The organism is Anaeromassilibacillus senegalensis, assembly GCF_001261775.1.
In the GTDB taxonomy this organism is placed as follows: Bacteria; Bacillota; Clostridia; order Oscillospirales; family Acutalibacteraceae; genus Anaeromassilibacillus; species Anaeromassilibacillus senegalensis.
Genome location: NZ_LN868535.1, coordinates 436850 through 451044, shown reverse-complemented (window position 1 = coordinate 451044; position 14195 = coordinate 436850). Strand labels below are relative to the sequence as shown.

Annotated in this window: 9 protein-coding genes and 1 riboswitch; of the genes, 2 read left to right on the top strand and 7 right to left on the bottom strand. The window is 55.7% G+C overall.

Translation table 11 applies throughout. From position 1 onward, the window contains the following. Positions 1 to 117: 117 nt before the first annotated feature. From BN2106_RS02195 to BN2106_RS02165, 7 genes are all read right to left on the bottom strand, one after another. The gene (locus tag BN2106_RS02195; protein ID WP_050696932.1) at positions 118 to 627 is read right to left on the bottom strand and encodes a helix-turn-helix domain-containing protein; all 510 of its coding nucleotides are present in this window, start codon (positions 625 to 627) and stop codon (positions 118 to 120) included. A gap of 1181 nt (positions 628 to 1808) precedes the next feature. Then, positions 1809 to 2033 carry a hypothetical protein gene (locus tag BN2106_RS02190; RefSeq protein WP_050696931.1) on the bottom strand — a complete coding sequence of 75 codons (225 nt, stop codon included), beginning with the start codon at positions 2031 to 2033 and terminating at the stop codon, positions 1809 to 1811. Positions 2034 to 2453: 420 nt separating this feature from the next. Then, on the bottom strand, positions 2454 to 2945 hold the full coding sequence (locus BN2106_RS02185) for a GNAT family N-acetyltransferase (protein WP_050696930.1): 492 nt from the start codon (positions 2943 to 2945) through the stop codon (positions 2454 to 2456). A 48-nt stretch (positions 2946 to 2993) separates the two neighbouring features. Next, positions 2994 to 3209, bottom strand: coding sequence for a helix-turn-helix transcriptional regulator (locus tag BN2106_RS02180; RefSeq protein ID WP_195891757.1), 216 nt, complete (start codon positions 3207 to 3209; stop codon positions 2994 to 2996). A 1-nt stretch (position 3210) separates the two neighbouring features. After that, positions 3211 to 3501, bottom strand: a complete 291-nt coding sequence (locus BN2106_RS02175; protein ID WP_050696928.1) for a hypothetical protein — start codon at positions 3499 to 3501, stop codon at positions 3211 to 3213. Positions 3502 to 3738: 237 nt separating this feature from the next. Next, on the bottom strand, positions 3739 to 8250 hold the full coding sequence (locus tag BN2106_RS02170) for an NPCBM/NEW2 domain-containing protein (protein WP_050696927.1): 4512 nt from the start codon (positions 8248 to 8250) through the stop codon (positions 3739 to 3741). 158 nt (positions 8251 to 8408) lie between these two features. After that, a riboswitch (cyclic di-GMP riboswitch) is annotated at positions 8409 to 8492 on the bottom strand. Between the two features lie 358 nt (positions 8493 to 8850). Further along, positions 8851 to 10512: a hypothetical protein gene (locus BN2106_RS02165; RefSeq protein ID WP_050696926.1), complete on the bottom strand. Its 1662-nt coding sequence runs from the start codon at positions 10510 to 10512 to the stop codon at positions 8851 to 8853. A gap of 166 nt (positions 10513 to 10678) precedes the next feature. Here BN2106_RS02165 and BN2106_RS02160 point away from each other — a divergent pair, with 166 nt between their 5' ends. Continuing rightward, a complete protein-coding gene (locus BN2106_RS02160) occupies positions 10679 to 12130 on the top strand; it encodes a helix-turn-helix domain-containing protein (protein ID WP_050696925.1) in 1452 nt (483 codons plus the stop codon). Positions 12131 to 12275: 145 nt separating this feature from the next. Next, positions 12276 to 13829: a Na+/H+ antiporter NhaC family protein gene (locus BN2106_RS02155; protein WP_050696924.1), complete on the top strand. Its 1554-nt coding sequence runs from the start codon at positions 12276 to 12278 to the stop codon at positions 13827 to 13829. The last annotated feature ends 366 nt before the right edge of the window (positions 13830 to 14195 follow it).

The following is a 14195-nucleotide window of genomic DNA, read 5'->3' as shown; positions in this document are numbered from 1 at the left end:
CGTAAAAACAGGCTGCTTCCCCGGCTTTGGGGAAAGCAGCCTGTTTTTTGGATGCATATGCGTTTTTACAAAGGTTGTCCCGTTTATCTGAACGATTCCACAAACAGTTGGGCAATTTCACACTTTCTTCCGTGTCAGGCAAACCCCAACGATTGATCCAATCAAGGCAGGCGGTGCTACTCTAACAAACAGCCACTCAAATGCGTGAAACATTACACCAGAAACTGCCGTTTCGGGGTGGCTATAATCCCAACCCAGGTAAGGACTATTTAATATGATTAGGACTGCAAAAATAGCCACTATAACCGCACACAATGAGATGAAAAGCCAATGAATTGTTTTTCGCCTCGTTACTTTCCGATGCGCAAGTTGCAGGTTTATGATCTCAAGTTTCTCAGAAATTGCTTTTAAGTCATCAGCCTTTGTCTCGACAACGGTTTCTCCAAGCAGTGTGCTTACAGGTGTTTCAAATACCTCTGATATGGAAATCAACATGTCGGCATCTGGAACCGACAAACCTTGTTCCCATTTAGAGATCGTTTGTCTCACCACGTTCAACTTGATTGCAAGTTCCTCTTGCGAAAACCCTTTGGATTTTCTGATTATTTTGATGTTTTCATTTAGCATCAGGGATGACCTCCTTTCACCGCCATTATACGGAGGAAAGCCCATTGCGGCAAGCAACGCAGATTAACATTTATCATTCTGCGCTTTTTTTGCCAAAGGCGGATAAACATATAACTCGTTTTTCTCATTGCAATATTAGAGGATGGAATTGTCAAACAGCTCAGTTCGTTTCATTACTTCATGCTGCTGTTCATACCCCTGGTTGTTCGCGTGGGCACCATTTTACCCTTTCCAGAATTGTATTGCACACAGCAGAAATGCTGAGTTTAAGAGCATTTCCGGCTGGAAAAGGGATGTTATCGCCGCCGAATATTTACTGTTTTTTACATTCAGAAAATCCTTGGATTTTCCACTTTTAAACGTAACAAAAAAATCCGTTTATGCCGACCTAATCAGGGAGAACCCGGAATCCTAGAAATCTCAACTATTTTTTATTACCCAAATAGCAAAAAAGCTAAAAAGGCCATATAGGATTTTATACCGTCATGCAGAAGCCCCTGATTTTATGCGGGTTTGCGCATATCAGCCCCGTACTGTGTAAAAAGTTCTTGCAACATACTTTTGTAAAGTTGGGCGGGATTTTCTTACCTGCAAAATGGGCCTCTGCGGGCGCGGAACCGAGGGGCCTGTATCCTTTCACCTGAATCCCCGAAAACGGATTTCTATCGTTCCGCAAGACAGCCCCGGCATGAGACTGCCCTCATCTCATGCCGGGGCTGTTTTCATGTGCGGCGGAAATCCCAATTCCACTGAAAACAATCGTGGCAAACAGGGCAAGAGTATATACACTCCTGCATAACGCTTGTTGGGTGCTGGAACCCAAACCCCGAAAAAGAGCCGCCATCGGCGGCCTTTTTCATCGCCCTTAACGGGGCGGCTGCGCGTCCTGCCGGACGCTGTAAGCATACTTCTTTTCAGCCGGTCAAGTCGCTCGTATTCAGCGCCCGAAAAGGCGCGTAGCCGCTCCACAGGTGGAGCGTTTGGCAAGGCAACGCAAGCGGCCCTTGCCGGGGGATTGGGGGAGGCCCCCAACAAGCAGATTTTCCATTTATTCGCCGGGGCAAAATCGCAAAGTGTGTACCACTTTGCACTGCTTGCCACTATTAAGAACGGTTAAAATGGAAGTACGTATTATACCAATAAGGCGCATTAAACCAGTCAGACAAAATGGGGTTTATGTTTTAATTTTTCTTATCAAGCAACCCCCAAATAGCGAGAACAAGACCAATAACGGCTATGCCGCCAAAAATATAAACAACTGGCATAAGACCGTATTGCTGAATATTCCATAATGCTGAAAACCGTCCATTTACCGTCCATTCATTCGCCATTGAACCAGCCAAAACCATAGCAACAGAAATTACTCCTGCTAAAAATATTATTGAACCTAAAATTACTTTTTTCATGTACCTGTCTCCATGCAAATTTCAAATTTTCAATTTTACGCCTAATCCGCCTAAGGCTAATATTCTTGTTTCTTATACTCTAAATTTTAATGTCAAATCTGTCAAGTTCCTTTATCTATTCTTATATTGTGCCCCAAGTCTTTATATAATCAAGGCGGGAATCGGGCGGAATTTTGCTCAAATCATAACCTGTAAACATTTTACATTACAAGCTGAAAAGAGTTGATAATTGCCCTATTCATCAGCCTTTCCAGCCTCGTTGTCTTTACGTGACCCCAATAATCCAATCTAAAACCGACGCTATTTTTTATTGCGCCCATGATTTATAGAAAATCCCGAGACATCCACGCGCAACAAAAAATGGACGGCTGTGGCTTTCCCATCGTTTCGCGCGAAAGTTTCTTCGGAATCAGTTGTTTTTTATAGCGCGATGTAATGCAGGACAATGTCCTCGTAATGGCCGTCTTTCATCAAAAACCCGCCGGGGATGGTCCCCAGACGCGTAAATCCCAGCTTCTGATACAGGTGCAGGGCGGCGGTGTTGCTCTGTACCACCGCGTTGAATTGCAGGATGCGGAAGCCCAGCTCTTTCCCTTTTTCAAGGCAGTGCCGCACCAGCGCCTCGCCGGTCCGGCGCCCGCGCAGGTCGGACCGGACGGCGTAGCTGGCGTTGCAAAGGTGCCCGCACCGCCCAATATTATTTGGATGGAGGATGTACAGCCCCACAACCTCCCCGCTCTCCGCGTCACAGGCAAGCCCCGTGAAGGACTGCCCGGAGAAGAACGCATTCCCCTCCTGTTCCGTCAGCAGGTCCGTTTGCGGAAAGGAGTTCCCCTCCTCCACGACCTGATTCCAGATTTTGACCGCGGCCGCGGCGTCGGCTTCTGTATAAGCTTTGATTTTAAGTTCCATCCGCTCCCCTTCTTTCTTTGTATATTCCAGCCGCTGTAAGGCTTCTTTTCAGGATGGACGCTTCTCTTTTGAGGAAAAAGGAGAAAAGAGGCAATCAACGGTTGTATTTAATTCTTTTGCAAGGTTAAAAGCCAACAATAAAGTGGGGTCGTATTTATTGTTCTCTATGGAGTTGATCGTCTGCCGGGAAACCCCGCATTTTTTGGCCAGTTCTTCCTGTGACAGCCCGATTTCTTTTCGCCTGATTCGTATTGTGTTTTCCATGTCAGCCACCATGTTTTCTTTTAAAGTACAGCAGTGCAATAAAATAAATGATAACCGTCAGTTCCAGATGAATCAGGGAATGGATTGAGCTTGCCTGACCGTTGATACTGTCTGCAACCATATCGAGGATGATTGCGCCGACGGTTACGAGCAGTGTGTATGTGCCGGCTTTCCAAACGATCATTTGGTTTCGCTCATCCCCCGGTTTGATCAGCGACACAATCATGGCGATGTCCAGAACAGCGAAGACAAACAGGACGATTCCGAGAAATACCATTGCGGATACAGACATAGAAATTCTCCTTTCGTAGATAACGGTCGTTGATAATGTCAAATGAATTTGACATTATCATAGTATATCGCGCAAAGAATGTCAAGAGTTTTTGACATTCTTTGCGAAATCCCTTCCAAAATGGCGGAACGCCTGTTTTTTAAAGAACCATACAAAATAGGAAGAGAGGCCGCGCCAAACCATACGGTTTGGCGCGGCCTCTCTGTAAGGACCAGGATGAAAGGACATTTTATCAGATTACCGGGACGGGAAGGGCTCCCAGCCAGGGGTGAATTCGGGGTTCATATCCCAGAGATAATAACGGACAATGGCATACTGGCGGTCGATTTCTTCCTGTGTAAGGTCCGGGTCGGCAAGCGCTTCTTCCGCGCCCGCGACGGCGGCAAGCACGTTATCGACGATGGCCTGCTGGTGCTTGGTGTTGATCGGGGAGACATTCTCCAGCGTCGCCACACTGCGGGCCAGCTCCACGATATCCTCCAATACTTCGGTGTCCAGAAGCGTCTCCAAGGCGTCCATGGCTTCGGTCAGGCCCGCAAGGGCCTCGTCGGTTTCTTCCTGTGAAGCGTCGGGGCGGGAGAGCACGTCTTCCGCCGCCGCCAGGGCGTCGGTCAACGCCTCCCAGCTCTCAGCGGTATAGCGGTATTCGTCCATCGCATTGGCGCGCTCAACCAATTCGGACAGGGAGGCCTTGTCGGCTTCCGCTACAGCGGTGAGGAATTTCGCGTCGGCCCAGTTGGCGTGATCGTTTGCGTTTCCGTTGCCGCCGTCGGTGACGACCAGCTTCAGAGTTTTTGCGCCGGCCAGAGAGACGGTCAGCGTTTCAGCGGGCGTTCCCTTGCGCATGACGGGGGTTTCCGCCATCAGTTCGCCGTCCACAAACACGCGGAACACGACGGAAGAAAGGTTGTTGCCGGCGGTGTTGTCCACGCCCACCTGAGAGGTAAAGTAATAGAAATCCTTGCCGGTCAGGTCGTAGACCACCTCGGAAGTGGCATGGATGCCGAGACCCTTTTCATAGGTCTGCACGCCGTCATTGGTGGCCAGCTTGATCGCGTTGCCGTTCAGGGATTTGTCACGCTTGATGCTGCCCCAGCCGACCTTGGCGCTCTTCCAGTCCTGGTCGCTGACATAAACAAAGCTGTTGACCACAACCAGGCTTTGCTCGGCCTCGGTGGTGTTGCCGTCGGAATCAGTGACGGAGTAAGTGATGGTAAACGCGCCGGTTTTGCCGGGCACGTAGTCGGTGTCGTAGGTGAGGCTGTCCGTCAGGTCGCCGTCCTCCACGTCCGTGGCGGTGACAGCGGCAGCAATTTCATCCAGATCGACGTCCGCCGGATCCGTGAACGCGACATCCTGTACATGGATGACGGGAGCAGAACTGGTCACGGAGAAGCGGGCCCCTGCCCACACAGTGTGGTCGTTGGCAGTTGCGCCCATGCTGTCGGTCACCAGACGCAGCTCCTGCGCCCCGGTTAGGTCAATTGCCACGTAATCCATGGGGGTATTCGCCAGCATCGCGCCGCTGTCATAGCGCAGCTTGCCGTCCACATAGACTTGGAATTTGGCCTTGGCGGCGGTATTCTTCATGGACTGGTCGATGCCCACATAGGATTCAAACCAGCTGTAACCGGTATCGGTGAGGTCATAGACGATTTCGGAGGAGGCGTGCGCGCCCAATCCCTTGTCGAAGGGCACCTGTGCGCCGTCCTTCAGCAGCTTGATCGCGCCGCCCTGGATGTTTTTATCCTTCCGGAACTGGCCCCAGCCGACCTTGGCGCTCTGCTCTTCCACGTCGGAGGCATAAACGAAGCCGCTGATGACAGTGAACGGAACAGTCAGGGATGTCGCGTTGCCCGCCTCGTCGGCAACTGTATAGGTGACGGTGTAGCTGCCGCGCGCGTCCACGTCCAGATCGCTTTCCGCGATGGCGATGGAACCGGTCAGATCCTGGCCGTCGGCGGCGTGGGCCTTGACCACGGAGAGAGGATCAAATTCCTGGTGGATGGAGAGCAGTGTCGAGCCGTCCAGCACAAGGTAAGGCTCGTTGGCATGGAAGGTGACGGGCTCGCTGTCCGCGGAGACATTGAGACGCGCGTCGTAAGCGCGCACAGTGTAAACATGGTCCGCGCCGTCGGTTCCGTTCTCGTCGGTCCAGGTCAAAAGGTTGGACGGGACGGCGACAGGGACGTTGGAGGCGTTGCCCGCCAGCGCATAGGCGGCGAATTCGCCGTCGCGCAGGATTTCATAGGTCTGCACGGCGCCGTCGGCAGCGCCGGGAACGTCCATGGTCAAAACGGCTTTGCCATCCTTGCGGGAGAGTTCCACAGAAGCGGCCGCGTTTTCGGGCAGCGTCTGTACCTCCCTGGCGTCCGCGGCACTGGTGGCCAGCCAGGTCTTCTTTGTATTCGGCGCCAGGCCGGGGTCGAGCTGCTTGCGCGCCGCGTCGGTGATTTCGATGCCGTAGTACTCAAAGTGGTTGGTGACGTCGATTCCCAGTGCGTTGGAGGCGGCTACCGCAAAGCGGTTCATGTGCAGCGTGTTGCCGTTTTCCAATCCGCCGAGGCGTCCGCTGTGGTCGCGGGACCAGCGCAGGGTTTTGGCGTAGACCGAATCGGCGGAGAAGGCGTTGCCGTGGTCGCCGTAAACGGCCTCCAGCTGATACAGAATGGCGAGCAGTACGAAGTTGCCGCCGATGTATCCGGGACGTGCGTCCAGTTTATAATCGTTGTTATTATATTTCAGGATATCCTCGCGGAATCTGGCGGAAACGCGGTTGGCTACCTGGAATTCGTTCTGGAACTGCAGGGAGAACAGGTTATTGGTGTATTCCGCACGGCCCACACGGCTGCCTTCCAGCAGGTGGCCCAGCTCATGCTCAAGGCCCCAGCCCGCGCCGGTGATCTGTGCGCAGGAGGCCACGGCGGAGAACATATCGTTGCCGCGCTTGTTGTTCTCGGAGAAGCCGCCGTTAAAGCCGATGTAACCGGCGTCGCCCCAGCCGAACGGCCCCTGGCAGAAGACGCGGATCATAAACCGGCCGATCGGACGGTACTGGCGGTACAGCGGGTCGGACTGGTTGGGAGCGGCGGTTTCGCCCAAGCGCTCCGGCTCGTATCCGGCGTAGGTCATCATGTGGTTGTAGTTTTCTTCGTGCAGGGTCATCATATCGGAGGGGCCGCTCAGGGTTTCGCCGGTGCGGCGGTCCAGTCCGTTCTGTTTGAGGCCGTTCCGCGCGCCGGTGGCGCTGGTGGAAACCAGCACGTTTTCGGAGCCCAGCTCACAGATGTTGTAGTTGCCTTCACCTGCCGCGGCCTGTGCGTCGGTTTCGGACAGGGTGGGAATATAGGCTTCCAGTTCCTCCAGGAAAGCGGCCTCATCGCGGCGGTCCGGCAGATAGCCGGTGTTGGCGGTGGAGTCATCCTGGTAGAAGAGCGGGAAGCGGCGCACGCCGTCCCCGCCGGAGGCGTCCACAAAGCGGATGTCCGGAGCAATGCCGGTGTAGCCGTAGTTGTGGTTGACAAAGTAGATCGCGCCCGGGTTCATATTCTCGACGCCCGGCACTTTGATGACATTGTGTCCCTCTTTGAGGTTAAAGCGGCGGCCCCAGCCGTTCTTGTCCTTGGCGATCTGGCCGAAGACGATCTGCGGCAGCGAGCCGGACTGGCCATCCGCAAAGCCGGGTTCCACATAGACATCCAGCGTGGTGCCCGGTACGGCGTAGTAGCCGGTGGGCTGGTAGGGGAACAGCTGATTCCAGGTGGCGGCGCGGCCGATGTCGTCGCCGTAGGGGCCGCGGGCAGGCACATCATATACGGTGACGCCCGGCGCGGTCTGGCCGTCGGCCAGCTGTGCGGCCAGATTCAGCGCGTCTGCATACAGGTCGCGCAGGGGATGCTCCGCCATGCCGTTTACCAGCGCATCGACGTCCTCGTTCGTCATGCCGTCCGCCAGTGCGCTCCAGGTCCCGTCGGCAAACAGCTTGTCCACCTGTGCGGGAAGGAGGTCGGCGCGGTAAAATTTCATTTCCGCGCAGGCGGCCCAGTTGGCCTGGCAGGTATCAAATACAAAGCGCAGGCGCTTGAAAGAGGTTTCCGGGAAGGCGATCTGTGTACCGCCGGCGGCGGCCTTAGCCGTCCCCTGGAACACCAGGGAAAAGTCCTCCCCGCTGTCGCTCTGGGAGGCGTAGATGGAAAACGCGGTCGGGAAGCCCTTGTTGGCCGCGCCCTGCACGCGCGGATAGTATACCACGCTGCCCAGCGTCTCCGGCTCGGCGAAGGTAAAGGTCAGATGATTGACAAAATTGCCGCCGTTGGCCTTGCCGGTCTCCCAATGGGTGTTTGTATTTCCGTCAATCACGTTTGTGACCACGCTGGATCCGTATTTTCCGCCGTTTGTGGCTACGGAAGCGGCCTGCACGGCAAACGCCGCGTCATAGGCGTCGGTATACGCGTCGGGGACGGAGAAACTTCCCACCGTGCCGGTGGGCGCCACTTCCGCTTCCTCCAGCGGTTCTGCGGCCAGGTCCACCACGTCGTTTTGTACGGGCTCGGTTTCCGCTGTGGTGTCATAGTCCATGATGAGCGGGGCGGCTTCCTCCTCCGGCGCCTCGTAGCCTTCGGTGAAGGATGCGCTGTCCTTTTCCCCGGTGAGCGGCTGTTCGGCGGCGAAGGCCGGGCCGGCCGCCTGGATTGCCAGTGCGAACGTTAGGATCAGGGATAATGCCTTGGATAATTGATGACGTTTCATCTCTTTTCTCTCCATTTCTCTTCAGTTTGCACGCGGAAGGGGCGGCGATCTGCCCCATTCGTGCGATTTTGGGAATAAAAAAACACCCTCATACCGGTCCGCAAATGGACAGTCTGAGAGCGTCAGTTAAAAACTCAGAACGGAAAAATCCCGTTCAAAGCTGCAACCGGCTGTCATACCTTCATCGGCTTAGACCCGTGGCTTTGCGTCCCTGCCTTTCGACAGGTTTGCCAAAACATGAAATTGTTTCGGTTTGGATACTCGAGTGATCCACTAGGTTATCGATTGGCCTCAGTATACCAGAGATTTCCACCAAGAGCAAGAGGTATTATCGTTTTTATTGAACTTTGTAAGGTCCCATAAACTTTTGTCGTATTTGTTGGGAATAATTACTGTTTTTGTTATTTTTTTAACCGGGAGCCCCTGTTTTAAAATCATTATCAGGCGGTTGCGTAAAAAAAACGCTGCAGGAACCACAAAAACACCCGCGCAATCCAACCTGCATGGATTGCGCGGGTGTTTTATTGTTTTGGATTTGCTGAGAGTGACGCGCCGGCCCTGTTTTACGAATGGATTACGCGACCGCTCCGTTGCGTTTGGTTATTCTCCTGTCCCCTCCTGGGTAAACTCCAGATTGTCGAACTCCGTCGCGGTGCAGACGCCGTTCCCGCTCGGCAGATACCGCAGCTTTACGCGGTCGCCGGGCTGTGTGAGGGACAGCTCCGCGCTCATGTCGTATGGGACAGTGAAGATCAGATGCGGTTCATTCTCCAAAATGACGCGATAGGTGATGGTATCCCCCAGCGCTTCGCCCGCGATGCGGAGCACCGTGCCGGTGACGGCTTCGTCCCCCACGCTGGTGTCCACCTTGCCGCTGTTGTTTTCCCGCAGGGTCTGGCGGTAGTTGCGCAGGGCCGCGCTGATGGACTCGCCCGTGCCGACGTTGGTGTACGTGGCGACGGAGACGAACGCGTACTGCTTGATCAGGCCCGCGTTGTCCTTGAGCGTCATGAAATACGTCGGCTGGCCGTCCAGGTTAATGATCATTGGAAACGCCGCCTGGTAGCCGTACTGCTGTACCTTGCCCTGCGCGGAGCTCATCGCGGCGGACTCCGTCGCGCCGCTCATCTGGTAAAGCTTTGTCTCCTTGGTCACCATGTTGACCATCATGAACCCAATGGCGGATTCGTCGGAGCCGACGCTCGTCAGACCGGTGAAGAGGTAGCAGTCGCCGTCGTTGTAGACGATGATATGGCCCGCGCTGGGCTTGAATTTATCCTGATTGGAAAAGTTGAGGAAGCCGTGGACGTATTCGCCCTGGTTGGCAATCTGCGTGGTGATGAAGCTTTCCGGCTGGACGCGGTCCACCCACTCCGGGATTTCGTCCATGCCGTAGGAGGATGCCGCGCCGGTCTGCGCGTCCACCGTGATGATGCCGTTGGCCTCCGGCAGGGCGAACAGCCAGTTGTTTTTATAGGTGGTGACAACCCAGAACGGGCGGCCGCTGTCGTCCAGTTCAAAGGAGTAGTCCGTCACGCCGCGGAACATCCCGCCGCCCGCGAGACGCACATGGCGGTCCAGATTGTCCAGCAGGTACGCGCCCGCCTGGTATTTGATCTTGTAGTCGTCCACCAGCGTGACGTCGTTGACGTCCGTCGCGGATACGACAATGTAGCCCGCGGAACCGTCCATGTTGTTCAGCCATTTGAAAAAGCCGGAATGCTCCAGCGGCACGGCCCAGAGCAGCTTGCCCTGCACCTGCTGGATCACCGGTTCGCCCAGCACCACCTGACTGCCCAGGCCCGGGTTCTCTCCCAGCTTCTTATCCGCCAGCTCCCGCGCCAGCGCTTTGTCTACGATGGGCAGCTGGTCCTGCGAGATGGGCTGCACCGTGTCGGTAAACTGCGCCTTCTCCGGCGTGCCGAGCTGGTCGCGGTACGCGCCGTAATTGACGATCACCGTGGAGGCCAGGTTCAGCAGGACAAACAGGCCCCACAGCACCGCCAGCACCTTGAGCGTGCGTTTGGTTCCGTGCGCGTCGTGGCCGATGCGGACCACGGGCACGCCGTTTGCGTTTTGCTCCATATGCAGGCCGCCGAGGCCGATGATGAAGTTCAGCGCCAGATAGCAGCTGAACAGTGCCAGCCAGATGAATGCGCCGTCCGGATAGAGCGGGTTCAGATTCGGGTTTGTAGCAAAGACCCAGCCGGCAAACAGCACGGCGAGCAGGATATTCCAGATCACTCTTTTTTTCTTACTCAATGTTTTCGCTCCTTCTCTGGGAATAGTATGGGGAAAGTCTGCGTCGGATACTCCCAAATCATAGCACGTTTGCGAAAAAAATGCACCCGTCGGCCCAAAAGAAATAAAAGCTGTTAAAATAGGATTGAAGAATGTTAAAATGAGGGTGAGGAAGGAGGCGTTCACAATGTCTATGCTGTCGGAGAAATTAAAAGAGATCATCCAGAAAAAGCAGATCAAGATGTATGCACTGGCAACCCTCTGTAGGATCGACCGTGCAACGCTCTACAAATACGTCAGCGGAGACCGGAAGATTCCCGTGGAAGCATTCCGCCAGCTGGCGGAGGGGCTGCGGCTCAGTCCCGAGGAACAGGCGGAACTGACGGCTTGCTTCAACATCGCCGATATGGGCGAGGAGGAATACCTGCGCAGAAGCTGCACGTCGGAATTCCTCAGTTCCTTTCGGGTCGCGTCCGCGGAAGAATCCGATTCCGCCGTTCTTCCGGAGCTGGCGCAATGGGGTTCGGTTCCGGAAGGGCCGCTGTATGGAAGCCTGGGGGTCAACCACGCGGTACTGTCCGCCATCCGGACGGAGATGGAACAGAAGAACGGCGAAATCCTGCTGATGGTACAGCCGGAATACGATTCCCTGTTCCAGGCGCTGCCGGAGCTGGCACCCAAAAAGGGAACCTGTACGATCCGGCACATCCTCTGCCTGGAGGGGACGGAAAAAAACGGAGACAACCGGTACAACCTGCGCTGCCTGCGCGCGGCCATGCAGGCGGCCGGTGCCGGCTGCGCCTATGTGCCGTACTACTATTACGACAACGTGCACGCCCATTTTTCCAACAACAACCTGCTGCCCTATCTGGTGGTCGCCGGGGGCAGTGCCATCCAGATTTCCAGCCGGCTGGAGTACGCGCTCTGCCACCGGGGGAAGGAACAGGTCGCGTTTTTTCAAAAGCTGTTTGCGGAGGCCGTGACAAAAACGCAGCCGCTGTGCGGTAAAATCCATACGGCGGCGGAAAATTTGGCGTTTGACGGGCAGATTGCTCCAAGCAGGGAGCCGCCGCGGTACAGTATTTCCGCGGAGCCGTGCCTGGTTCCCTATCTGACGCGGGACATATTGGAGCGAAACGTCAATTGGAACCTGCCCGGCATCGGCGCACTGATGGACCAGCTCATGGAGTATATTTGCGGACAGAACGAGGAATGGAGCAAGCGCAGTATCCAGATTGACTATTTCACGTTGGAGGGCCTGGACTATTTCTGCAACACCGGCCGTTTCTGGCAGATTCCGGAGTTTGACTGCGCGCCGCTGCAGGTCCGCGACCGTTACGAGCTTCTGCGCCGGTATGACACGATGTGGAACGATTCCCGCGTCCACCTGATGTACCGCCCCGGTATGCCGCGGCTTTCCATCGGGTTGGAGGCGGTGGTCTACCGCGACGGCGCGGTGCATCTCATACAGGAGCACCATCCCAATGCGTACGCATCGTTTACCCTGCGCGAAAAATCCCTCTCCTATTGCTTTAAGGACCTGCTGGCCTTCCTGGAAAAGAGCGGCGGCACATACACCCAAGAGGAGACGCGCGCGATCCTCCAGCGGAAAATGGAGGTTTTAAAATCTCAATTTTGATTTAATTTCGCAACATTTCCCAAAAATATGAATAAATTATGAAAAAATTGTCAAAATTTATTGACTTTCCCCGCTTTAGTCCGGTAAAATAGGAAAAAAGGGCCGCGCGGACCGCCGCGGGCCTGAATTTGGAGGGGAAGAGTCCATGGATCCAATTTACGCGGGCTGGCTTTCGATTGTGCCGCCCATCATTGCAATCGCATTGGCCCTGATGACCAAGGAGGTCATTTCCTCGCTGATGATCGGCATTCTGTCCGGAACGCTGATCTATGCCTGCATGAGCGGCGGAAACCCGGTGGTGGGAACCGTCGATTATGCGTTCAAACTCATGGCGAACCGTGTGGACATCAACATCATTCTGTTCCTCGCCCTGCTGGGCGCGCTGGTCGCGGTGGTCAATATGGCCGGCGGCTCCCAGGCGTATGGGCGCTGGGCCGGCAACAAGCTCAAATCCAAGCGCAGCGCCATGGTGGCGACGGGCGTTCTGGGTTCCCTGATCTTCATCGACGACTATTTTAACTGCCTGACCGTCGGCACGGTGATGAAGCCGGTCACCGACAAGTACCATATTTCCAGGGCAAAGCTGGCATACATCATCGATGCCACGGCCGCGCCGATCTGCATCATTGCCCCGATTTCCAGCTGGGCGGCGGCGGTCGGCTCCAACCTGGCGATCACCGGGGAATTTGAGAGCGATATTGCGGCGTTTGTCGCTACGATCCCGTACAACCTGTATGCGATTCTGAGCATCCTGATGGTTTTCCTGCTCTGCTTTGTCAATCTGGACTTCGGCCCGATGGAGCGTGTGGAGGAAGCCGCGGAGGCGGGCGATCTGGGTGCGATCGATAAAGAGGAAGCGGACGCCATGCCCGTCAACGAGAAGGGCCGTGTGTTCGACATGCTGATCCCGATCTTCGCGCTGATCGTCTTTTCTATTCTGGCGATGCTGTACAACGGCGGATTCTGGGGCGACGACCCGGCGTATCATTCCATCGGCGCGGCGTTCGGCAACTGCGTCGCGGCGGAGGCCCTGGTGCTGGGCGGCTTTGCGGCGCTGGTTGTGGCGTTCCTGCTGTTTGTCCCGCGCCGTGTGGTGAAGTTCCGCGACTTTATGGCGGGCATCACCATGGGCGTAAAATCCATGGTTCCGGCGTTTATCATCCTGACCTTGGCGTGGACCATCAGCGGCGTGTGCCGCGACCTGCTCATGACCGGCGAGTTCGTCAAGGACATGGTGGCGGGCAGCGCCTTGCCGGCGGCCCTGCTTCCGGCGATCATCTTTGCTGTGGCGGCGTTCCTGAGCTTCTCCATGGGTACCGCGTGGGGCACCTTCGGCATCCTGATCCCGATTGTCGTCCCCACCTGCGTGGCAATCGCGCCGGAGCTTCTGGTGGTGGCGCTCTCCGCGACGCTGGCGGGCAGCGTCTTCGGCGACCACTGCTCCCCGATTTCGGACACGACCATCCTGTCCTCCACGGGCGCGGGCTGCAACCACATCCAGCATGTGTCCACGCAGCTCCCGTATTGTATTGTTGTGGCGTGCTGCTGCTTTGTCGGCTATCTGGTAGCCGGTTTGAGCGGTGCGAACGTCTGGCTGACGCTTGGCAGCGGCATTTTGCTCCTGGTGGGCGCATTGGTGGTTCTCCATCGCCTGAGCATGAAGAAGGCGAAAGCGTCAAAGGCGGCGGACGCTTCCTGATGCTGCAAATTTGAAAATCTGCGATATATAAGCGGCGGCCTCCGAGGAGCTTCCTTGGAGGCCGTTTTTGTGTGGGAATCCGTTCCGCCGCCCAAGCGGCTGTAAATACCGGCGGATCATTTCGCTGTCCGTGCAGTGTAGGCTCCAGCAGCTTTGTTTTGGTGCGTGCCGCTGGAAATACGTCCGGCCCGTGTTTGGCCTCTCTGGATACCGCCCGGCCCGCAGGGTGCATCCGCAGCGCCGGTGCAACTCCGGGCCATCTTTCATGATAGCGTCCCTTTTTAAAAGGGTACGGGCTTATACCGCCATGCGGCACGCTGCTTCTTCGACAAATTCCCTTCGTTTGTTGCGCTCTCTCTTCGGATT